We start from the raw sequence: 20,306 nt of genomic DNA on the forward strand, positions 1-20,306 counted from the left end.
GGACACGAAGCGTAGCCAAAGGTTGCAGGACTGTTTGCGTGATCAGTGAAGAATCGGCTCATGACCCCAGTTGATCGCCTTGCTCAATACGCTGCCGATTGCACGGGTCCGGACGCCTGCATACGCTAAGCGGGAATCGCTTTCCGAATACTGACCAGCTGTATTCGGGACGATGCCACTATGTGCGAAGGGGAACCAATGACGCGTCCGAGTCTGCTTCTCGATCTCAGTCCAGAGCTCGAGCACGATCTGTTCGATTCGGCCACGCTGGCCAGGCTCGATCGGGTGGCTGACGTCCAGCGGGCGTCGACCTCAAGGGTCCCTGAGCAGAAGCGTCTCGAGGCGGACATTCTGGTAACCGGTTGGGGGTCCGCGGCGCTGCCTGCAACGCTTGACAGAGGGGATCATCTCAAACTCGTTGCTCACAGTGCTGGTACGGTCAGGTGGTTGGTGCCGAAGACGCTCGTCGCCGACGGCGTGCGCGTCACGCAGGCCGCTGCCGGCATGGCCACGAGTGTCGCCGAGTTGGCCCTGTTCTTCACGCAATCACTGCTGCGCACGCTGTACGGGGTCGATCGAGCGATGGTGCGCGGCGATTGGGAAGGTGCGCTCGGATATGGCCTGGGGCGAACCGTTGCAGGCACCCGGATCGGTGTCATCGGAGCCAGCCGCGTCGGACGCTCATATATCGAACTCGTAACGGCCTTAGGCGCCGAGGTCGTCGTCTCCGATCCGTATTTGCATCCGTCTGAGGCGAGGGAGATGGGTGTGGAACTGATCGATCTCGATGATCTGCTTGCCACCTGCCCTGTCGTTGCGCTTCACGCTCCTGTCACCCATGAGACGCGGGGAATGCTCACCGCCGAGCGGTTCGCCCTCTTGTCCGATGGAGCAGTCTTCGTGAATACGGCGCGCTCAGCGATCATTGACTCGGCGGCGCTGGTGGCCGAGTTGCGCTCCGGGCGCATCAGCGCGGCGCTCGATGTGTTCGATGTCGAGCCGCTTCCTGCCGGTGATCCTTTGTGGTCTTTGCCCAACGTTATGTTGACGCCGCACATTGGCGCGGTTACGACCCATTCGCGGCGAACCCAGGGGGCCATTGTGGTCGAGGAGATCGAGCGGTTCGCTTCGGGGATTGGCCTGCGCTTCGAAGTGAACGAAGCGAACTATGACCGGTTGGCGTGATCCCCTGGAAGCGGCGAAACGCGGCGCTCGCACAGCGTCCACAAGACAATCGCGGCGGGTGCGAGCCCCGCTCCGATAATGAGCGCAGGTAGGAAGTAGGCAGCCAGAGCGAGCCAGGTCACGAACAGCACGAGGCCCCAGAGCACCCGACCTGATCTATGCAGGAGTGCCTCCGCCGCCATCCCCACCCATTTCCGCCACGCAGCGCGGTCGACAGTGCGTTCTGCGTCGGCCGCCCAGAGAAACGCCAGCCAGAAGGCAAGGCCCATCCCGGCCAGGCAGACAAGCATGATCATCGCGACCGTGCCGAGCCACGGGCCGGTCGAGTACCAGAACGGAATCCCGACCGCTAGACCCAGTGTGACCAGGGGGACCGCGAGTCCCACCGGCCACGCCGACCGCCATGCCGCAGCGAACTCGCGAGTGAACTGCCGCGCACCGGTCTTTCCGCCGCTGCGTAGGTCGCCGAGCTGACGCTGCAGCGCGATCGCAGCCGGCGCAGACGTTACGACGGGAATCGAATAGACAACGAAGAGCAGCTCGAGTATCAGTGCATTGCCGATGGTGTCCAACCAATTCAATACTCTCATCGGTCTCCGTTGATCGTCCGGACAGAAATATCCGTACCTACTCAACCATGACAAAAACAGCTTCGCTTCGAAACGGACTCCAACCGTGCATCCTCCGGATCCGAGTGTCCATTGCCGAACGCAATCAGTCCGGCTGGAATGTAGAAAGCGCTTACCCGCATGGGCGGGAAGGCTGACAAGGAGGTCACACAGCATGAAGAAGAGACTCGGCTTCACGGCTATCGCCGTAGCCGCCGCTCTCGCTCTGGCTGGATGCTCGGGAAATTCGAGTAACCCAGCTGCGACCGGCGACAAGAATCAGACCGGAACCATTCGTGTACTCGTCGCGAACTTCCCGGCGAACAATGTCGGTCAGTCGGTGTTCGGCAAGATCGTTGACATCTTTCACAAGTCGTACCCGAAGATCAAGGTTGAGTCGGACTTCGTGCCGTACGACAGCCTGAACCAGAAGATTTCCACATCACTCGCGTCTGGTCAGAACTACGACGTGATCAGCGCCGGCATCGGTTGGGTGCAACCGCTCGCCGATCTCGGCGCCATCCAGAGCCTCACCAAGCTCGGTGTCACCGAAGACACCCTGAAGAAGACGGTGTACCCCAGCTTCGTTGACCCGATGTTGTACGACAACGACGTTTACGCAGTGCCCGTCGTCGCCAATCCGCGCGTGCTCGCTTATAGCAAGAGCGCATTCGAGAAGGCGGGCCTTGATCCCAACAAGGCGCCGCAGACACTGGACGAATTGCGTTCCGATGCGAAGAAGCTCACCATCCGCGACGCTTCCGGTGCGATCACCCAGACCGGCTTCGACTTCTGGGCGCCGCCCAGCAACTACCGCCAGCAGTTCGTGGCCTTCATGGGTGCCTTGGGTGCTCAGGAGTTCACCAAAGGCAAGCCCACGTTCGCAGGAAGCGAGGGTCAGGATGCGCTCACGCTGATCCACGACATGGTGTCGGTCGACAAGTCCTCCACATACGGTTACCAGAACTCCGCGAAGACGGCGCTGGTTACGACGGGTGAGGCAGCGATGGGCTTCGCGGGCCCCTACGTGGACTGCGGCACCGGCGAGGGTGGCATCGGCGACAAGTGCAAGGACCTCGTCTACTTCAACCTCAAAGACAAGAAGGAGGTCGAATATGTGGGCGGTCGTATCGCGGCCATCGGCGAAGGATCGAAATACACGGATGCCGACCTCGCCATGCTGAAAGCGTTCCAGGACCCCACGATCCAGGAAGAGATCTCCAAGATCGATGTCGGTGTTCCCGTCAACAAGGATGCTGGGGACAGCGCCTTCGTGATGTCGAACCCCGCCTCATCGTTCGCGTTCGCGAACCTCGACAAGGGCGTCTTCGAATACGGTGGCCCAACGTTCCTCGACTTCCGAGCCAAGTTCGGACCTTCGCTCGACCAGGTCATCCTGGGCAAGGCTGATGCGAAGCCCACACTCGAAGCGCTCAAGAAGGTCGCTGAAGGCTAAGTCCCTACCCTAGTCGCGGGCGGCGCGGTTCTCCGGCCGCCCGCGGCACTGTTCTCATCGGACTCGAAGGAGAGATCACGTGACGACGACCATACCCACAGTGTCACTCACGGCGGGCAGCCGAGGGGGGCGCCCGCGATCACGAGCCCCGCACAAACTGTCCGGCGTCTCACGCGCGAAGGCCAGGGCCGGTTGGGTGCTCCTGATCCCCGCGCTCATCCACTCAGTAATCTTCATGGCCGTGCCGACCGTCATCGTCGTGGTGCTCGGGTTCACCGATGCGCGTGTCGTCGGCCGGGGCGACTGGGTGTGGCTCGGAAACTACATCAAGCTCTTCCAAGACGACACATTCCGAACAGCGCTCCTCAACACGTTCGCGTACACCCTCGTCGTCGTGCCCGTAGGCATGGCTGTAGCCCTGCTGATCGCGATCGGGCTGAATGTTCAGATCCGTGCGCGGGGTCTCTTCCGCACCCTGTTCTACATCCCCGTTGTGACCTCCGCTGTGGCCGTCTCCACGGTCTGGCTTTGGATCTACAACCCGTCCAGCGGCCTCGCGAACGAGGTGCTCGCATTCTTCGGCATCGGTCGCTCCGGCTGGCTCACCGACCCCGACATCGCCCTTCCCGCGCTGATGGTCATCGGAGTATGGCAAGGCCTAGGCGCAAAGATGATCATCTATCTTGCAGCGCTGCAAGGCGTCTCGCAGGAACTGATCGAAGCCGCCCGACTCGACGGCGCGAACAGGTGGCAGCTCTTCTGGAACGTGACATGGCCTGCGCTGCGGCCCGTGCAATTCTTCGTTCTCGTGACCTCGATCGCCGGTTCGTTTCAGGTGTTCGACCTCGTATATGTCATGACGCAGGGTGGCCCGGCCAATGCCACCAATGTCCTCACCTTCGACATCTTCACCAACGCATTCTCCCGTCTGCAGATCGGTTACGCCTCGGCGGAGACCGTCATCATGTTCGTCTTCGTCGGCATCATGATCTATCTCGGGCGTCTCACCCAGCGCGATCGCAAGGAGCTCTGATGACAACCGCCACGGCAACACCTGACCGCGTCACACCAACTACACCCCGGCGCGGCCCTGAACGCCACCGGACGAAGACACCGATCACGCCAGGACGGATCGTCCTCTACATAGTGTTGAGCATCGGCGGTCTGCTCATGGTCGTGCCGTTCTTCTGGATGATTCTGACGTCGTTGAAGTCACTCGACGAGGTGAACTCGTTCTCGTGGTTGCCGAAAGAGTTCCATTGGCAGAACTACCTCGACGCCTTCAACGCGGCACCGTTCCTGATGTACTTCCGCAACAGCCTGATCGTGGTGGTAGCGCAGACGATTCCGTTGCTGTTCATCTCCACGGCGGCCGGGTACGCTCTCGCTCAGCTTCCCATCCGTTTCAAGGGAGGCATACTCACCTACTTCATCCTGTTGCTCGGCGTGCCGTTCCAGGTTCTGATCGTGCCACTCTTCATCGTGGTGCGCTCCGTACCGTTCGCCGGGGGCAACGACTGGCTCGGCCACGGGGGTACCGGTTGGATCAACACCTGGTGGGCGCTCATCATCCCGTTCATCTCCGCGCCCCTGTACGTCTTCCTCGCACGTCAGTTCTTCGTGTCGCTGCCGGCAGACCTGGCGGACGCGGCCAGGATGGACGGACTTGGAGAGATCGCCATCTTCTTCCGGATCATGGCGCCCCTCGCCCGGCCTGCGTTCGTGACGATCGCGTTGTTCAACGTTGAGTCGGCGTGGAACGGCTTCATCTGGCCTCTCGTCGCCACCAGCTCCGAAGAGCTGAGACCGCTGCAGTTCGGCCTCGCCACGTTCGCCCAATCAACCTCCGGCCAGCCGCAATGGCCCTTCCTTATGGCCATCTCAACGCTCGCCGTCCTGCCGATGATCCTGTTGTTCATCTTCGGTCAGCGGTATTTCATCGCGGGCCTCGCCAACTCAGGGATCAAAGGATGACCCGCCGCCTTGGTTTCTCTACCCTCGGCAGCTCGGGTGCAGGAGTCGACCAGATCGTACGCATTGCTCTGGAGGGACGTGCCTTCGGCGTAGAGCTGCGCGCGGCCGACGATGAGGCGATCCACATTGACCTGGATGCGGCCGTCGCTGCTGAAATCGGCCGAGTGCTTGCCGATGCGGGGATCACCGTGCTCTGTGTCGCGTCGTATGTCTCCCTGTGTGCCCAAGGCGACAGTGACGTTCTCGAGCGTCATCTCGACCTCGCGCGCCAACTCGGCGCCGGAGGCGTCCGGGTCTTCATGAAAGACGACGATGCCGATCCCAGCGAGCAGCTCACCGCAGGGGAGGAGCGCGCCCTCAGCCGCCTCGACCGCGTCGTAGGGTCCGATGTATCTGTGCTGATCGAGACGCATGACTCGCATTCCTCCGCTCGCAGGCTTGCGCGCTTCCTTCGTGCCGCCGACAGTTCCGTGCCCGGGCACGCCGGGCGTGTGCTCTGGGACACCGCGCACAGCTGGTCGCATGGCGAAACGCTCGCAGAGTCGCTCGCTGAGTTGCGTCCGTGGCTCTCACACTTGCAAATCAAGGACGAACGCAGCATGGCCGATCCGGTACCGGTTGCACTCGGAGCCGGATCGTTCCCAGTCGCCGAACTCGCGGCGGCACTGGATGCCGAGTCCTGGTCGGGATGGCTTGCCTTGGAATGGGAACGAAAATGGCATCCGGCCCTCCCCTCCCTCAACGAGGCGCTCATGGCCGCGCACACCTGGGCTGCGCCGTTGCTCACCCCCGAAAGAGAAAGAACACAGTGACAGATCACGCCTTGGGCTCCATCGACCGATTCGCCGCCGCACTCACACGGGTCCATGTCCCAGACGAGGATCGCGAACGCAGTCCGTTCACTGGGCTCACCCGGGAACATTGGGTGGCAGCAGCCGACGATCTATTACTCTCCGCCGCGCGTTTTCGTTCGCCGCGCGGTTCCCGGCTCGACCTGCCAGGCAATCCATCGCAGCAGGGTATTCGCACCGACGGGATCGAGGGATTCGCTCGCACCTTCCTCCTCGCCGCGTTCCTTTACGTCGGCAATGAGGGACGGGACCCACATGGCCATCTCGCACGGTATGTTGCCGGCGTCGTGGAAGGAACGCGCACGGTGGGGGCCGACGACGAGGATTCCTGGCCCGTCATCGGGCACATCGGACGCGATGGACAACCCCACGTCGAGGCTGCGTCGATTGCGTTGAGCCTGCACCTCACCCGCGAAGCGTCCTGGGATGTGCTAGAGGAAGACGAGCAGGACCGCATCGCCGCGTGGCTCCGTCATGCCATCGATCAGGAGCCGTCGTCGAACAACTGGTACCTCTTCCCGTTCACCATTGCGAGCTTCCTCGAAGGCGTCGGCCGTGCCGACGACCAGACCGCATACGTGATCGAACGCGGCCTCGCTTTGATCGAAGGCTGGTATCGCGGAGAGGGCTGGTACAGCGACGGAGAAGGTGAGGCGTTCGACCATTACATCGGCTGGGCACTGCACTTCTACCCGGTCTGGCACGCACGACTTCGCGGTGACTCCGCACTGCTGGAACGACTCGGCCCACGCCTGGAGAAGTTCCTCGGATCGTTCTCCCGGACATTCGATCGCAACGGCGCCCCCACATACATGGGCCGATCCATGACGTACCGGATGGCAACGCTCGCCGCTGTGGCGGTGGGCGCGGTGACCGGCTACACCCCGTTGCGCCCCGGTCAGTCCCGCCGCATCCTGTCCGCCGACCTGCGGTATTTCCTCGAACGCGGCGCCACCTCCGACGGCATCCTCACCCTCGGCTGGCACGGACCACACGAACCGACCGTGCAGCGATACTCCGGTCCCGGATCGCCGTACTGGACCTCCAAGGGGTTCGCTGCCCTCCTGCTGCCGGCCGAGCATCCACTGTGGACGGCGACCGAGGAAGAGCTCGACGCCGACAGTGCTGACTATGTGCGCTCTCTCGTTCCCGCAGGTCAGCTCATCCAGGCCACCACGGCCGACGGATTGGTCCGCGTCCACAACCACGGTAGCGATCAGATCAAGCCGTTCGAGGCGGACGCGGGCGCACCCAATCCGCTCTACGCCCGATTCGGATATTCGACCCGCACCGGGCCGACCGCGCTGCACAACCCGAGCGACAACGACGTGCAGTTGCAGGTGCGCGGCGTCTGGAGCGTGCGTAGGCGCATTCACGCTGTCGGTGGCGGCGACGACTGGATCGCATCCTGGCATGCACCGCGATTCACAGTGTATTCGCCCTTCGACGCGAGCCCTGAAGCATCGAACGGGCCCGTACTCCCGTCGTGTCGCATCGAGAGCGTGACGGCCGCCCGCGGTGCCGTCGAGGTTCGCGTCCACCGGTTGGTCGGTGTGCCGCCACGAACTCCCGTACGGCTTGCAGGTTGGGCCGTCGCCGCCGAGACCCCCGAATCGCTCTCGATGCGCCTCGGATCGCGGCCCCCAACATCAATAGTGTCGGCGAACGCGGACAACTCAACGGGCGAGCCCCTCAGCTCGCAGCTGCGTGCAGTGACCGGGTGGACGGAGCCCCGTGCAGCCAGGGCCACCTACGGCACTGCCTTCGGACGGGTCGCCCTCGTGCCCGAGCTCTTCGGACAATCGGCAGACGGCGTGTTTCACGACACCGTGCTCGTTGCGCTCGCCTCCCTTGACGCCGGCGCTCCGCCGACCGACCTCAGCGCTGTGGTGGTGACGGTGGATGACGCCGTGGTCACGATCGGTTGGCCAACAGGCGAACCGACCTCGATCGACCTCGATGCGATCGACTGGCCCCGCCGCTAGTCCCGCGCAAGGAGAGCTCGGAGGGTGGCCTCCGCTCCGAGCTCTCTCATCGAGCGGACCGTCCGCGCCAACGCGTCCGTGACGCGCGCATCGTCGGCGAGGTCGCCGAGGACAGTCACGACATCGACAGAGTCCGGGCCCGTCGTCTGCTCTGTGTAGTACGACCAGCTCGCCACGACCGCAACGGCCAGGTCGATTGGGCCTCTGCCCTGCAGATTCGCGCGGATGACAGGAACGACAAATTTCTGAAGTCGATTCGACGCGTCCGTGGCAAGACGATCGAGTGTGTCCTGCACTTCGACACTCGCAAAACGATCGAGCAGACTGGACGCGTATTCATCCAGATCTACGCCGGGAACCGGCGGAACCGTCGGCATCGCCTCTCTGCACAGGTAGGCGAGCAGATAGTCCCGAACCAAAGGATCCGCTGCGGATTCGTGCGCATAGCGATAGCCGAGCAATAGGCCGAAGTACGCAATCGCTTGGTGGCCCGCGTTGAGCATCCGCAGTTTCATCAGCTCGTACGGTTCGACATCGTCCACGATCTGCACACCACTGTTCTCGAACGGCGGTCTGCCCGCGCTGAAGGAATCCTCGAGAACCCACTGGAAGAACGGTTCGCAACTGACTGGCCACGCGTCATCGATGCCAAGGCGTTCCTTCAGTGCGGCACGGTCCTCCGCTGTCGTCACCGGCGTGATCCGGTCGACCATCGAGTTCGGGAAGCGCACCTCGGTAGCGATCCAATCGGCGAGACTAGGATCTACCCGACGTGCGTAGTCGAGCACCACGGACCGAGCGACGTCGCCATTCTGGGGCACGTTGTCGCAGGACATCACCGTGAAGGGCGGAACACTGCGCTTTCGACGAAGGGCAAGAGCAGAGGTGATCAGCCGGAAAGCGGTAAGGGCGGACAGGTCGTTGGCATCGAAAACATAGCCGCCCTCAGTAATCGTCAGAGAGACAATGCGAATCGCCGGGTCGGCGAGCCTTTCGATGGTGGCGTCGGCATCGTCAGGTGCGAACACGTAGTCGACGATCGAGCCGATGACGCTCGTTTCGCGGATTCCGGCTGGCTGGCGAAGAGTAAGCGTGTACAGGTGGTCCTGAGCGGAAAGTGCGTCGCGCATCGCAACGTCCCCAGGCAACACGCCGATACCGAGGATTCCCCACCCGGTTGCCTCGCCCTGCCGCATCAGCGAGTCAAGGACGACCGCCTGGTGGGCGCGGTGGAAGTTCCCCACGCCAATGTGGGCAATTCCCGCCGAGCCAGGGCCGCGCCTGTACGGCGGAAGGCCCAATCCAGCTTGCGTCCACTGGGTGGCGACTGCGTCGCTACTACTAGACATCGTTAGCTTCCTCCAAAATGCTAGGCGCGGAACTCGCGCTCTGACAGGCTTGCATTGGGGGAGACGCGCGGCAATGCACGCTTCAGTCGATCGTCGCCACGGTTGAAGTGCGGTGTCGTCGGTCTTCGGGCTCAGACGCGCAACACCTTCGGGCCGAATTGGGCGAAGAGCTGGGCGCGGTGCGGGGATAGCTGCTCACCAGTCACAAGCTTTTCAAATTCGCCAATCTCCGCGAATCGGGAGAAACTCGCCACGCCGAACTTTGTGTGGGTGCCGATGAAAATACGGTGGCGCGACGCAGCGACCGCTGCTCGTTTGACGGCTGCCACAGCAGGATCGGGTGTGGTCAAACCGTGTTCGGTCGAGATCCCGTTCGCTCCGATGAAGGCCAGATCGATCACGAAGGAAGAGAGCATCGTGGTAGCCCAGTGGTCGACGGTGCCGAGCGTCGTTCCGCGGACCCGTCCTCCGAGAAGAAGCACTTCGAACTCCCGGCGCGCAGCGAGTTCATTGGCAACAGGTAGCGAAGCAGTCACGACGGTCAGAGCCTTCCCGTCGGGCAGCGCCCTTGCCACCAGCTGCGGAAGGAACCCCTCGTCGATGAAGATGGTCTGCGCGTGACCAAGCTGGGAGGCGGCAGCGTCCGCGATTCGCGATTTTTCCTCGCTGTTTGCGTTCTCTCGGAAGTCGAGTGGAGTTTCGAATCGACTGCTCTCCACCGGAAACGCTGCGCCATAACTGCGGCGGATCTGTCCGGCCCGTTCGAGTGCCCGCAGGTCGCGGCGAAGCGTTTCGGGTGTAATTCCGAGCCGAGCAGCTCCCGGTGCGACATCGATTCGGCCTTCCCGGCGCACGATTTCTAGGATTTCCGCGTGACGGATTTGAGCTGCGGCTGAGCGCGTTTCCGGGCGCTCAGCACCGCTGCCGGTGTCGGGTGCATCCATAGTGCTCACAGGCTACAGGTCCGTTTCGGCTCGGCCGTCCGGTCGACTGCCGGTACCCTGTGGTGATGCCCGCCAAGCGCAGCAGCCGTCCAACCATCGCCGACGTCGCGGCGCGCGCCGGTGTCTCGAAGATGGCTGTGTCCTTCGCCCTCAACGGGCGGCCAGGGGTATCCGAAGAGACCCGCAGCCGTGTCCAACGCGCGGCGGCCGACCTCGGTTGGCGGCCGAATTCGGCCGCGAGGTCGCTCTCTGGCAACCGGGCCGGTGCGATCGGTCTGGTGCTCGCCCGTTCGACGCAACAGCTGGCAATGGACACCTTTTACATGCAGTTGATCACCGGGATCGAGCAGCAGCTGGCGGCGAGCTCCACCGCGTTGCTGCTGCAGGTCGCCTCCAACGGCGACCATGAACTCTCCATCTACAGAACGCTCGCTGCGGAACGCCGCGTTGACGCTGTCGTGGTGACGGACCTTCTGGCGGACGATCCGCGCCTCCCTCTGCTGCGTCAGCTCGGCCTCCCCGCCGTTCTCCTCGGCGGTCCCGAACCTGGTTTCGCGTCGTTGCGCAGCGACGACGAGGGCAGCGTCGAACAGGTCGTCACGCACCTGCATGCTCTCGGACACAGGCGAATCGGCCGGGTCACCGGACCGATGAACCTGCGCTACACGGTCAACCGTGGTGAAGCGTTCACCGTCATGCTGGAGCGCAACGGAATGACGGGCATGGTCGAATCGACCGATGGGACTCTCGCGTCGGGCAGAGTTGCCGCTGAACACGCGCTTCGCTCGGCCGACCCGCCCACCGCGCTCGTTTTCGACACCGACCTGCTCGCCGTCGCGGGACTCGACGCGGCGCGAGAACTCGGCTTGAGGGTACCGGACAACGTCTCGCTTGTCGCGTGGGACGGCTCCATTCTGTGCGATATCGTTCGGCCTCGTCTCACATCCCTTCGACGGGATGTGGTAGCGCTCGGGCAAGCTGCGGCGCGTGCTGTGCTCGAAGGTGGGCTTGCGCCAGGCGTGACGGCAGAACCACTCATACTCGACGAACAGGACTCTTCGTCGCCGCGACTGGAACAGCGAGAGAGCTCGGGTTTCGCGCCCCGCTGATCGAGTCGGTGGACGGACAGTACGGCACATGTGCTTCACTTTACCGGTATAGTGACGAAGTCACCACTGCCGAAAGGGGTCATCGATGATCACTCGCACGCCACTCACCACCGGTTGGTCGCTCGACCTCGCCGCAACGACCCCCGACGTGCCGGTCCATATTCGCCAAGCGTTGCCGATCCCGGCGACCGTGCCCGGCACTGTTCACACCGATCTGCTTGCGGCCGGACTCATCCCTGATCCCTACATCGACCAGAACGAGCTCACGCTTGATTGGATCGGGCACGGTGAGTGGGTGTACCGCATGACGATCGAGCGGGAGCCCGTCTCAGGCGAGCAGCTCACCATCGCCTTCGACGGCCTGGACACGATTGCCACAGTGAGCATCAACGGCGCCGTTATCGCGCGCACCGAGAACATGCACCGCCGACACGAGGTGGACGTGACCGGAGCACTCTCCGGCAGTGACGTTCTGGAGGTTCGCTTCGCTTCCGCCTGGGACTTCGCAGAGGCTGAGCGTGAACGTATCGGAGCGTTGCCGAACGCGTACCCCGCACCCTTCAACCACCTGCGCAAAATGGCCTGCAACTTCGGCTGGGACTGGGGTCCGACGCTCGTAACGGCCGGAATCTGGCGTGACGTCACGCTCATCTCCGCCCAGTCCGCGCGGCTCGCATCGGTGAGTCCGCACGTGACAGTGGCGGGCCCAGTCGGAACTGCGCGTTTCGAGGTGAATCTCTCCGAGCCGGCCGAAAAGGGCTTCCAGGTGGTAGCGGAGGTCGGTGGGACGACTGCCGTGGTCGACGTCGAGGAGGGGGCGAGAAGCGTTCAGGTGGCAGCGATCGTCGACAACCCCGAGCTGTGGTGGCCGGTCGGATTGGGCAGTCAGCCTCTCTACACTGCCACCATTCAATTGCGTCACAACCAGCGGAGCCTCGATCTGTGGGAGTCGCGCGTCGGGTTCCGCAGCCTGCGGCTAGACACCTCCAACGACGAGATCGGGTCAGCATTCGTCTTCATCATCAATGAGGCGACCGTTCCGATCCGTGGCGCAAACTGGATTCCCGACGACTGTTTCCTGCCCCGAGTCACGGAAGCACGGCTTCGTGAGCGACTCACACAGGCCGTCGACGCAAACATCAATCTCTTGCGCGTATGGGGCGGCGGCGTTTACGAAAGCGAAACGTTCTACCGCATCTGTGACGAGCTCGGCATTCTCGTCTGGCAAGACTTCCTCTTCGCGTGCGCGGCATACCCCGAGGACGAGCGCCTGGCAGAGGAAGTAGTGGCAGAAGCCCGCGACAACGTCCAACGGCTGCTCCCGCATCCCAGTCTCGTTCTCTGGAATGGCAACAACGAGAACATCTGGGGTTGGTTCGATTGGGACTGGCAGCCGCAGATCGGCGACCGCAGCTGGGGTCTCGGCTACTACCTCGAATACCTTCCTGCAGTCGTCGCCGCCGAGGACCCGAATCGTCCGTACTGGGCGGGAAGCCCGTACTCGGGGACGATGGACGTCCATCCGAATGCCGACGAGCACGGCGTGAAACACGTCTGGGATGTCTGGAACGAGGCCGACTACACCGTCTACAAGGACTACGCGCCACGATTCGTGTCGGAATTCGGCTGGCAGGGCCCCGCAACGTACTCCACCATCGAGCGCGCAGTGAGTGACCGTCCGTTGACCTCGACTTCACCGGGGATGCTGCACCATCAGAAGGCGAACGACGGAAACGGGAAACTCGAGCGTGGACTGGCTCCGCACATTGTTGTGCCGCAGGAATTCGACGACTGGCACTTCGCGATGCAACTCAACCAAGCGCGTGCTGTCGCCTTCGGAATTGAGCACTACCGGTCCCTTCGCCCGCGCTGTTTCGGCACGATCGTCTGGCAGCTGAACGACTGCTGGCCGGTCACGTCGTGGGCGGCGATCGACGGTGACGGTCGAAAGAAGCCCCTCTGGTACGCGCTGAAATCGGCTTACGCGTCGCGGTTGTTGACCATCCAGCCCGGCAACGACGGGATTGATGTGGTCGGCGTCAATGATGGCGGAGACGCCTGGCGCGAACCGATCACTGTGCGACGAATGACGCTCGACGGACGAGTGCTCGCCACCTTCTCCGCCCGCCTCGTCGCAGACCGATTCGCAGCCGTTCGCCTACCATTGCCGCCGGAGGTCGTAGCAGTTGGGAACTCCACATCCGAGGTTCTGTTTGCCGAGACAGCCTCCGGAAGGACTGCGTGGCACTTTTTCGAGGAGGACAGAGACCTCGCCCTACCCGAACCGCGATATGACATCCGAATCGACCGGGACGGCGACGGAACGGACTTCTCAGTCATGGTGACGGCGCGGTCATTCGTGAGAAGCCTGTGCCTTTTTCCGGACCGAATCCACCCCGCCGCGGAAACCGACAGCGCAATGATCAACCTGCTACCCGAACAATCCCATACCTTCAAGGTCAGTTCTGTCGCGGACATCGATTCCAGGCTACTGAGAAGCGGACCAGTCCTCCGCTCGGCGAACGAACTTCTGCGCACGCACTAGCGCTTGAGGGTCCGACTCATTCGACGTGCTCGGGAAGAGTCTCGCTCGTTGCGCGTCCTACGCGTCGAAGGCTGTCCATCGCGAGCTGTTTCACATGGTTCATTGCTAAGGCCGTGGACGGAACGAGCTGCGCCGACGGCGCGACTCGCTGGTAGACAGGGATGGGCAAGCATGGCGACGGAGTGGCAGTTCGAGTGTCTCGGATGGCGGGCGTTCCAGGACCTGTGCGCAACTGTCCTTCGAACCGTATTCGGACAGTCAGTCCAGTAGTTTGAAGCTGGTGCGGACGCGGGACGTGATGGAGCTTTCCGAGGCCGGTGGCGAGATGGCCTAGAAGATGAAGGCCTAACCGGCAACTTCGTAATTCAGGCGAAGTTCACTTCTGTTCCTGGCGCGACGTTGAGCCTGTCCGATATTGCGTCGGAACTGGACAAAGTTGAGTCGCTGGTCAAACGAGGACTGTGCGACGTGTACATCCTGATGACAAACGCGAGAGTGACCGGGAGCGCCAACGAGAAAATCCGTGCAATTTGGACTGCGAAGAGCTGTGCTGCTAATCGATGCGCCGCGGCAAGATGGGACGCCGGGCCACTTTGCGCCAAACTGAGATCCCATTTGACTCCGCGCGGAAGATTCCGTGCCAAATGATGTCCCACGGCTTGGTTTCGTCATTGGCAATACAAAAGGGCGAACGTACGAGGTGAGTTCTTCCATCGGCAGCCAGTCGAGTAAGGACGTCGGACCTGAAATTGTGAAGTCAGGTCGAAATGTCTTCTGTCGATGCCGCGACGATAACTCAGCCTCATTCAGCGAAAGCCTGATCCGCAGCGGCGAGATCGCTGCGCGAGTCGGGTGGCCTCTCAGCACGTTGGGGAACGCGTTTGGGATAACCGCAGGGAGCGTTATGGCCAGACGAGTCGGAGCGGGGCGCGGAGGCGATGCCCTCGAACCACTATTCGGGGGCCTCTAACACCGTTCCCCACGAGTCCGATCGTTGTACAGATCCGCTGGGTGAGCAGTACTGTCTAATGAACTTCCGCTGCCAGCGGTGAATTGTCGGAATTGCCATGTCTGAGAGTCTGTAGCAATAAAGATTAGTTGAGTGTGGTCAGAACGGCTAAGTCGCGAGAGCGTCAATTTCGTTGAGTACAGACGTTAGCGTGCGAGGGTCGTGGGCGTAGCGACCGAGGAAGACGCCATCGACCGCGGAGGTCGTGTCGGCCAGTTCCGTGAGGGTTCCTGGACGGGCGCTTCCGCCGTACAGCAGTGTCGGGCGGTGTCCGGATTCCGCTCCCCAGAGCGCTAGGGCATCGAGAACCTGCGCGATATGCGCGGTAGAAGCTGGCTGCTGGCGCCCGATCGCCCAGTGCGGCTCGTAAGCCACGATCCACGGGCGCATCTCGCCCGGCGTGGCGCCGGCGAAAGCGGCGTCGATCTGCGTCACGACTTCCAGGGCGGCGAGGGGGGCTGATGTGTGCTCGGGCTCTCCAACGCACACGAGAGGTTGGAGCCCGTGACGTGCAGATGTCGCCGCTTTGGCGGCGACGATCTCATCGGTTTCCCCGAACAGTCGTCGCCGCTCGGCGTGACCGATCTCGACGACGGAGCAGCCGACCTCGACGAGCTGTCCGGCGCCGACCTCGCCGGTGAAGGCACCCGCGTCTTCCCAGAAGACATCCTGGGCGGCGAGTCGGATGCGGCTGCCCGTGAGAGCGCCCGCGACCGCGGGCAGTGCGGGGAAGGACGGCGCAACAAAAATATCGGTCGCCGCAGCGGCGGGGTGGTTCCGGGCGATTCGCGCCAGCGAAGCGGCCCACGATGCAGATTCTGCCACGCCCATGTAGAGCTTTAGGCTGATTCCGATCGTGAACTGCCTCTCGCCTCGTTCCGCCGCTGCGGACATCACAGGTCCGCCGTCGGGCGGTGCTCGAAGCGTTCGATGACCGCGACCTTTTCGGCGGAAGGGCTCTGCGGGTCGAATCGATAGTCTAGCCATTCGCGGACGAGGCGGCGCGCGAGCTCTAGGCCGACCACCCGTTCGCCGACGCAAAGAACCTGCGCATTGTTGGAAAGGACGGAGCGCTCAACGGAGAAAGAGTCGTGCGCTGTCACCGCGCGAATGCCCGGCACCTTGTTCGCCGAGATGGCGACGCCGAGGCCAGTGCCGCAGACCAGGAGGGCACGGTCAGCCTGACCGGAGGCGACGAGTTGGGCGGCTTCGATCGCGACGTCCGGGTACGGTGTGTGACCGTCGTGGCCCACACCGACGTCGGTGACCTCGGCCACCAGATCGCTGACGGCGAGGTCGGCTTTGAGGGCCTCCTTGTAGCGGAAGCCTGCGTCGTCGGAGCCGACGACGATTCGGAGTGGTTCAGGCATGGTCTCTCCTTTCCGAGAGGGAATCGTGGAACAGACTGCTGACGGATTCACCGCTGTGGATGCGGCGCACGGCCTCCGCGAAGGCGGGGGCGACGGAAATGACCGTCAGTCGGTCGTCTCCGTGCCGCGACGGAACGGTGTCCGTGGTCACCACCTCGCTCACCCTGCCGGTCGCCAGGATGCGCCCTAGCGCGTCGTTGGCGAACAGCCCGTGGGTGCAGGCCACCCTGATGCTCGCGGCGCCCCCGCGGTCGAGCAGGTCGATGACGGCGAGCACCGTGCTGCCGTTAGCGACCTCGTCGTCCAGAACGATCACGTCGCGTCCGTCCACTTCGCCGATCAGCGAGGTAATCTCCACTCGGTCGCCGTCGAGTCGCTGCTTGGCGCCTGCGGCGACCGGTGTGCCGAGCATGCGGGCGAACGTCGTCGCCGTCTTGGCATTGCCGAGGTCGGGCGAGACGACCGTCGTCGAACTCAGATCCCGCGTGTGGAAATGTTCGGCCAGCTCGCTGAGCGCGTGTAGCTGATCGGTCGGCACGCGGAAGAACGCGTGCACCTGGGGAGCGTGTAGGGACATTGTGAGCACCCTGTCGACGCCGGCGGTCGTCAGCAGGTCGGCGACCAGGCGACCCCCGATCGAGATCCTCGGGGCGTCCTTCTTATCGGACCTCGCATACGCGAAGTGCGGCATCACCGCTGTGACCCGCGCCGCGGAAGCGCCTTTGGCCGCGTCGACCATGAGGAGGAGCTCCATCAGGTTCTCCTGCACCGGCGCTACGAGCGGCTGCACGAGGTACACATCCCGCTCGCGGCAGTTCTCAAGGAGCTGAACCTGGAGACAATCGTTCGCGAACCGCGACAGGCGGCTCCGCCCGAGACGCACACCGAGTCGCTCGCACATCGCCTCGGCAAACCCCACACCGGCGCTACCTGCGAACACCTCTACCGAGCCGCGCACCTTCAGGCCATCGCGATCACGACATCGTCCGCGACGGAGCCGAGGAGCGTGTAGTCGGTGGGACGTAACTGCAGCAGTGTGCCAGGCACGAACTCGCTGACCGGGCCGAAGGCCACGAGCCTGGCGATGAAACGCTGCCACGATGCGCCGGCACCTAGGTCGCCGTCGAGCCAGAACGAGCGGTGCCGCGCGCCAAGAATCTCCCTGGGTCCGATGGTGTTAGCCTTCGGCGGCACCCACGACCAGTCGCTGGAAAAAGAGTGGAGCGCGTTCTGCATGATTGTCATCGGATGCAGTTCCACCAGGCGTGCGCCGGCCTGCTGGTAGGCATCCAGGTCGCCGGCGAACTCGTGTCCGAGCTGTGGCTCCCAGAACGCGATGTGACCGCCCCACCCGATGCCGCCGTAGCAGACGTCCGCTCCGCCGAGGCCGGCGATCGCGTCGCTGTAGCCGCCGATGGTGTCGGTGGTCGGGAAATGGATCTGCTCGATGGGCGGGCGCAGCTCGGGGTCGATCAGGTCGAAGAAGTTCGAGAACATCGCGGCCTGGAAGGATCCCGCCCAGGTGAGTGGTGCCGTGACGCCGTCCTCGTTCGCATACTCGTCCATGTTGAACGTGTGCACGTGGGTAAGCGAGATGCGTTCGCGGTTGATGCGCTCAGCGGCCATCGCGTAGTGGGGAACCGGTCCGCAGGGCAGGATGGCGACGTGGCGTCGGCCCTCGTCGCGGGCGGCGACGATCCTGTCGACGATGTCGTCGGCGAACCGGCGGTAGAAGGCAGTCCTGTCGTCTTCCACCGCGATCTGAAAGTCGGGGTTCGGGTGTGCGGTCAGGTCTTCGCGTCGGATGGCGCGGACGCGTTCGCACGCCTCGACGTCACGGAACTCGACGAAGGCGGCAGGGGAGTATTGGAATCCGGAATGGTCAGTCATGTCGATCCTGTCGATCAGCGCACCGCGAGGGCGGTGCTGTCGGCGGCTGAGCGGTGGGCGAGTTCCACCGCGCGCGTGATGAGGGCGCCGTGCCGGGCATCGGGCCCGACCGGCTTCCCGGAGAGGAGGCCCCGTGCCCAGGACCGAACCATCCAGGCTGCCATGCTCTGCTCCTCACCGTCGATCTCCTCGGGGAGGAGGCCGACGGTCGAGAAGCGCTTCGGCGAGGCCACGCGCACTCCCTGGTCGCTGTTGTCGATGCTGAACGAGCCGCGTGTGCCGGTGACGTCGACGCGGAAGTCGACGATCGACGGGCGTCCCTCCGGCAGCACCCACTCCGTGCGCAGATTCGCGATCGCCGACTCGCCGAGCTCGAACAGTGCGTGCACAGCATCCCAAGTGTCGACTCCACGCGAGGCGAGCTCGCCTCGGCGTCCGCGGGCCACGACCGACCGCGGCGCGGCGTCAGCGATCCACATCGCCAGATCCAGCACGTGCGGCATGAGGAACCATGCCGGTGAACTGGATGCGGCCCACGAGAGCATCTGCGTCGGCACGAAGTATGTGTTGGAGAGGACGGCCGTGACGGAGACGATGTCGCCGAGCTCGCCGGCCGCGACCGCGCGCCGGACCTTGCGGAAGACGGGATTCCAGCGGTTCTCGAACGCGACGAAACAGCTCACGCCGGCGGACTCGACCGCGGAGACGATCGCCGCCGCGTCCTCCGCAGAGGTGGCGATTGGCTTCTCGATCATGAGCTGGAGTCCGGCCGCCGCCGCGTCAACGGCGACGGCACGGTGCGCGAAGTCCGGAGTGGCGACGATCAGCGCATCCAGTCCGCTCGCGATGAGTTCGCCGTGACTCGACAGGATGGGCCCGTCGAAGACGGCCGCAGCGCGCTCGCGCGCTCCCGCAGAGGGGTCACACATTCCGACGAGCTCCACGCCGGGCTCGCCGGAGAGCGCCCTCGCGAAGAGTTGGCCGCGGATGCCGCAGCCTGCGATTCCGATCCTCATCGTCCGCTCCTGTCCTCACGTGTGTACGGGTGTGCCGTCAAGCCGCGTTCGTAGTCCTCGTCAATGAAGGAAACATCCGAAAGCGCCTCCGCCAGTGGGTCAGCGCCGGCTGTCCCGAATCCGATGTGCGAGTGCCTGCGCCAGCCTTCGGCAACGTCATATCGTCTTGACTGGCGGCCGACGGTGCGTGCGACCTCGTCCATTTCGGCCGTGAATGATCCGAAGCCCTGCGTATCGTCGAGCCACTGGGCCTGTGTGCGATGGCGGCTGAGCGCTTCGCGCTTGCGATCCTGGACGCTCGCGGTGTCCACGTAAAGACCGGGATAAACGAGGCGCCGCAGCATGTCGTGAAGGCCGTGCGGCTGCGCGTGATAGACGGTCACGTCGTCCAGGTACGCGGGAACCGGGGGCGTCGACTGGAAGTTGGGCATGTTGCGGTTGAACGCAGCGCTCGCAGTGACCCTGGACGTCTCGATGTGGTCGTCCATGTAGTCGTCGGGCGCCTGGGTCAGGATGACCGACGGGCGCACCTCGCGGAGTACCGCCGTGATCCGGCGCACCAGGTCGACCGAGTAGACAATCTCGATGTCGTTGACGACGCTCGGGTGCCAGACCGCGCCGAGCGACTCCGCTCCGGCACGCGCCTCGTCGGCGCGGAGCTGGACGATTTCCTCCATGCGGTGCGTCGTACTGCCAACGTAGCCGTTGGCGACGGTCATGTAATGGGTCTCCCAGCCGCGGTCGGCGAGGAGGGCGAGCGTGCCGCCCATCATGAACTCGATGTCGTCGGCGTGGGCGGCGATCGCGAACGCGACGGGCCGGACGTGCTGTTGGTTCAGGGGGTCTGCCATGCCAGTGTCCTCTCGGTCTTTGAAACAGAAGAGTACGTGAAAATCTCGAATCGCGTGTTAATTTCTGGTATCGGAAGTTAAAACCCAGATCAAGCGCCTAATTGCCGCCGATGAGCGAGAGAATTGTCTCGTGGAGCGGTGGGTGCACGCCCCAGAAAGGCGGG

Annotated in this window: 17 protein-coding genes; 8 read left to right on the forward strand and 9 right to left on the reverse strand. The window is 63.6% G+C overall.

Translation table 11 applies throughout. The features are described from left to right. Positions 1 to 198: 198 nt before the first annotated feature. Complete coding sequence (locus tag ASE16_RS02210) at positions 199 to 1,185, forward strand: hydroxyacid dehydrogenase (RefSeq protein ID WP_055890101.1); 987 nt, start codon at positions 199 to 201, stop codon at positions 1,183 to 1,185. Here ASE16_RS02210 and ASE16_RS02215 read toward each other — a convergent pair. Continuing rightward, positions 1,167 to 1,757 (reverse strand): hypothetical protein, encoded by a 591-nt coding sequence (locus ASE16_RS02215; protein WP_157479993.1) that lies wholly within the window; start codon positions 1,755 to 1,757, stop codon positions 1,167 to 1,169. The genes ASE16_RS02210 and ASE16_RS02215 overlap by 19 nt on opposite strands. 211 nt (positions 1,758 to 1,968) lie before the next feature. Here ASE16_RS02215 and ASE16_RS02220 point away from each other — a divergent pair, with 211 nt between their 5' ends. The 5 genes from ASE16_RS02220 to ASE16_RS02240 all read left to right on the forward strand — a co-directional run bounded on the left by ASE16_RS02220 (position 1,969) and on the right by ASE16_RS02240 (position 8,059). After that, entirely contained in the window at positions 1,969 to 3,249 is a 1,281-nt protein-coding gene (locus ASE16_RS02220) for an extracellular solute-binding protein (RefSeq protein WP_055890104.1), read from the forward strand. 259 nt (positions 3,250 to 3,508) lie between these two features. Further along, a complete protein-coding gene (locus ASE16_RS02225; protein ID WP_200949534.1) occupies positions 3,509 to 4,282 on the forward strand; it encodes a carbohydrate ABC transporter permease in 774 nt (257 codons plus the stop codon). Continuing rightward, on the forward strand, positions 4,282 to 5,223 hold the full coding sequence (locus tag ASE16_RS02230) for a carbohydrate ABC transporter permease (protein ID WP_082581150.1): 942 nt from the start codon (positions 4,282 to 4,284) through the stop codon (positions 5,221 to 5,223). The genes ASE16_RS02225 and ASE16_RS02230 overlap by 1 nt, the downstream gene beginning before the upstream one ends. Next, on the forward strand, positions 5,220 to 6,035 hold the full coding sequence (locus ASE16_RS02235; RefSeq protein WP_055890108.1) for a sugar phosphate isomerase/epimerase family protein: 816 nt from the start codon (positions 5,220 to 5,222) through the stop codon (positions 6,033 to 6,035). The genes ASE16_RS02230 and ASE16_RS02235 overlap by 4 nt, the downstream gene beginning before the upstream one ends. Further along, positions 5,939 to 8,059, forward strand: a complete 2,121-nt coding sequence (locus ASE16_RS02240) for a DUF2264 domain-containing protein (RefSeq protein ID WP_082581151.1) — start codon at positions 5,939 to 5,941, stop codon at positions 8,057 to 8,059. The genes ASE16_RS02235 and ASE16_RS02240 overlap by 97 nt, the downstream gene beginning before the upstream one ends. On the opposite strand, the gene ASE16_RS02245 is transcribed toward ASE16_RS02240, so the two are convergent. Together ASE16_RS02245 and ASE16_RS02250 are read right to left on the reverse strand one after the other, a co-directional pair. Continuing rightward, entirely contained in the window at positions 8,056 to 9,408 is a 1,353-nt protein-coding gene (locus ASE16_RS02245) for a mannitol dehydrogenase family protein (RefSeq protein ID WP_055890113.1), read from the reverse strand. The genes ASE16_RS02240 and ASE16_RS02245 overlap by 4 nt on opposite strands. A 131-nt stretch (positions 9,409 to 9,539) precedes the next feature. Continuing rightward, positions 9,540 to 10,352: a DeoR/GlpR family DNA-binding transcription regulator gene (locus ASE16_RS02250; protein WP_055890115.1), complete on the reverse strand. Its 813-nt coding sequence runs from the start codon at positions 10,350 to 10,352 to the stop codon at positions 9,540 to 9,542. Between the two features lie 65 nt (positions 10,353 to 10,417). Between ASE16_RS02250 and ASE16_RS02255 the strand changes: the two genes are divergently transcribed. Then, entirely contained in the window at positions 10,418 to 11,461 is a 1,044-nt protein-coding gene (locus ASE16_RS02255; RefSeq protein ID WP_055891455.1) for a LacI family DNA-binding transcriptional regulator, read from the forward strand. An 85-nt stretch (positions 11,462 to 11,546) separates the two neighbouring features. Then, complete coding sequence (locus ASE16_RS02260; RefSeq protein WP_055890117.1) at positions 11,547 to 14,006, forward strand: glycoside hydrolase family 2 protein; 2,460 nt, start codon at positions 11,547 to 11,549, stop codon at positions 14,004 to 14,006. Positions 14,007 to 15,123: 1,117 nt separating this feature from the next. Here ASE16_RS02260 and ASE16_RS02265 read toward each other — a convergent pair. The 6 genes from ASE16_RS02265 to ASE16_RS02290 are packed head-to-tail and all read right to left on the reverse strand — an operon-like array spanning position 15,124 to position 20,142. Then, entirely contained in the window at positions 15,124 to 15,909 is a 786-nt protein-coding gene (locus ASE16_RS02265) for a triose-phosphate isomerase family protein (RefSeq protein ID WP_055890119.1), read from the reverse strand. Then, positions 15,909 to 16,385: a ribose-5-phosphate isomerase gene (locus tag ASE16_RS02270; protein ID WP_055890121.1), complete on the reverse strand. Its 477-nt coding sequence runs from the start codon at positions 16,383 to 16,385 to the stop codon at positions 15,909 to 15,911. Before ASE16_RS02270 ends, ASE16_RS02265 begins: the two co-directional genes overlap by 1 nt. Then, positions 16,378 to 17,343, reverse strand: a complete 966-nt coding sequence (locus ASE16_RS02275) for a ribose-phosphate diphosphokinase (protein ID WP_157479997.1) — start codon at positions 17,341 to 17,343, stop codon at positions 16,378 to 16,380. Before ASE16_RS02275 ends, ASE16_RS02270 begins: the two co-directional genes overlap by 8 nt. A gap of 2 nt (positions 17,344 to 17,345) precedes the next feature. Then, positions 17,346 to 18,275: a 6-phosphogluconolactonase gene (locus ASE16_RS02280; protein WP_055890126.1), complete on the reverse strand. Its 930-nt coding sequence runs from the start codon at positions 18,273 to 18,275 to the stop codon at positions 17,346 to 17,348. Positions 18,276 to 18,289: 14 nt separating this feature from the next. Beyond that, the gene (locus tag ASE16_RS02285) at positions 18,290 to 19,291 is read right to left on the reverse strand and encodes a Gfo/Idh/MocA family protein (protein ID WP_055890129.1); all 1,002 of its coding nucleotides are present in this window, start codon (positions 19,289 to 19,291) and stop codon (positions 18,290 to 18,292) included. Then, positions 19,288 to 20,142: a PIG-L deacetylase family protein gene (locus ASE16_RS02290; protein WP_055890130.1), complete on the reverse strand. Its 855-nt coding sequence runs from the start codon at positions 20,140 to 20,142 to the stop codon at positions 19,288 to 19,290. The genes ASE16_RS02285 and ASE16_RS02290 overlap by 4 nt, the downstream gene beginning before the upstream one ends. Positions 20,143 to 20,306: the final 164 nt, after the last annotated feature.

It is taken from the genome of Leifsonia sp. Root227, assembly GCF_001428745.1.
In the GTDB taxonomy this organism is placed as follows: domain Bacteria; phylum Actinomycetota; class Actinomycetes; order Actinomycetales; family Microbacteriaceae; genus Leifsonia.

Bases quoted from the DNA above. Each gene is read 5' to 3' on its own strand.
- ASE16_RS02210 (WP_055890101.1), top strand. From the start codon at position 199: ATGACGCGTCCGAGTCTGCTTCTCGATCTCAGTCCAGAGCTCGAGCAC.
- ASE16_RS02220 (WP_055890104.1), top strand. From the start codon at position 1,969: ATGAAGAAGAGACTCGGCTTCACGGCTATCGCCGTAGCCGCCGCTCTC.
- ASE16_RS02230 (WP_082581150.1), top strand. From the start codon at position 4,282: ATGACAACCGCCACGGCAACACCTGACCGCGTCACACCAACTACACCC.
- ASE16_RS02235 (WP_055890108.1), top strand. From the start codon at position 5,220: ATGACCCGCCGCCTTGGTTTCTCTACCCTCGGCAGCTCGGGTGCAGGA.
- ASE16_RS02240 (WP_082581151.1), top strand. From the start codon at position 5,939: ATGGCATCCGGCCCTCCCCTCCCTCAACGAGGCGCTCATGGCCGCGCA.
- ASE16_RS02245 (WP_055890113.1), bottom strand. From the start codon at position 9,408: ATGTCTAGTAGTAGCGACGCAGTCGCCACCCAGTGGACGCAAGCTGGA.
- ASE16_RS02250 (WP_055890115.1), bottom strand. From the start codon at position 10,352: ATGGATGCACCCGACACCGGCAGCGGTGCTGAGCGCCCGGAAACGCGC.
- ASE16_RS02255 (WP_055891455.1), top strand. From the start codon at position 10,418: ATGCCCGCCAAGCGCAGCAGCCGTCCAACCATCGCCGACGTCGCGGCG.
- ASE16_RS02260 (WP_055890117.1), top strand. From the start codon at position 11,547: ATGATCACTCGCACGCCACTCACCACCGGTTGGTCGCTCGACCTCGCC.
- ASE16_RS02265 (WP_055890119.1), bottom strand. From the start codon at position 15,909: ATGTCCGCAGCGGCGGAACGAGGCGAGAGGCAGTTCACGATCGGAATC.
- ASE16_RS02270 (WP_055890121.1), bottom strand. From the start codon at position 16,385: ATGCCTGAACCACTCCGAATCGTCGTCGGCTCCGACGACGCAGGCTTC.
- ASE16_RS02280 (WP_055890126.1), bottom strand. From the start codon at position 18,275: ATGACTGACCATTCCGGATTCCAATACTCCCCTGCCGCCTTCGTCGAG.
- ASE16_RS02285 (WP_055890129.1), bottom strand. From the start codon at position 19,291: ATGAGGATCGGAATCGCAGGCTGCGGCATCCGCGGCCAACTCTTCGCG.
- ASE16_RS02290 (WP_055890130.1), bottom strand. From the start codon at position 20,142: ATGGCAGACCCCCTGAACCAACAGCACGTCCGGCCCGTCGCGTTCGCG.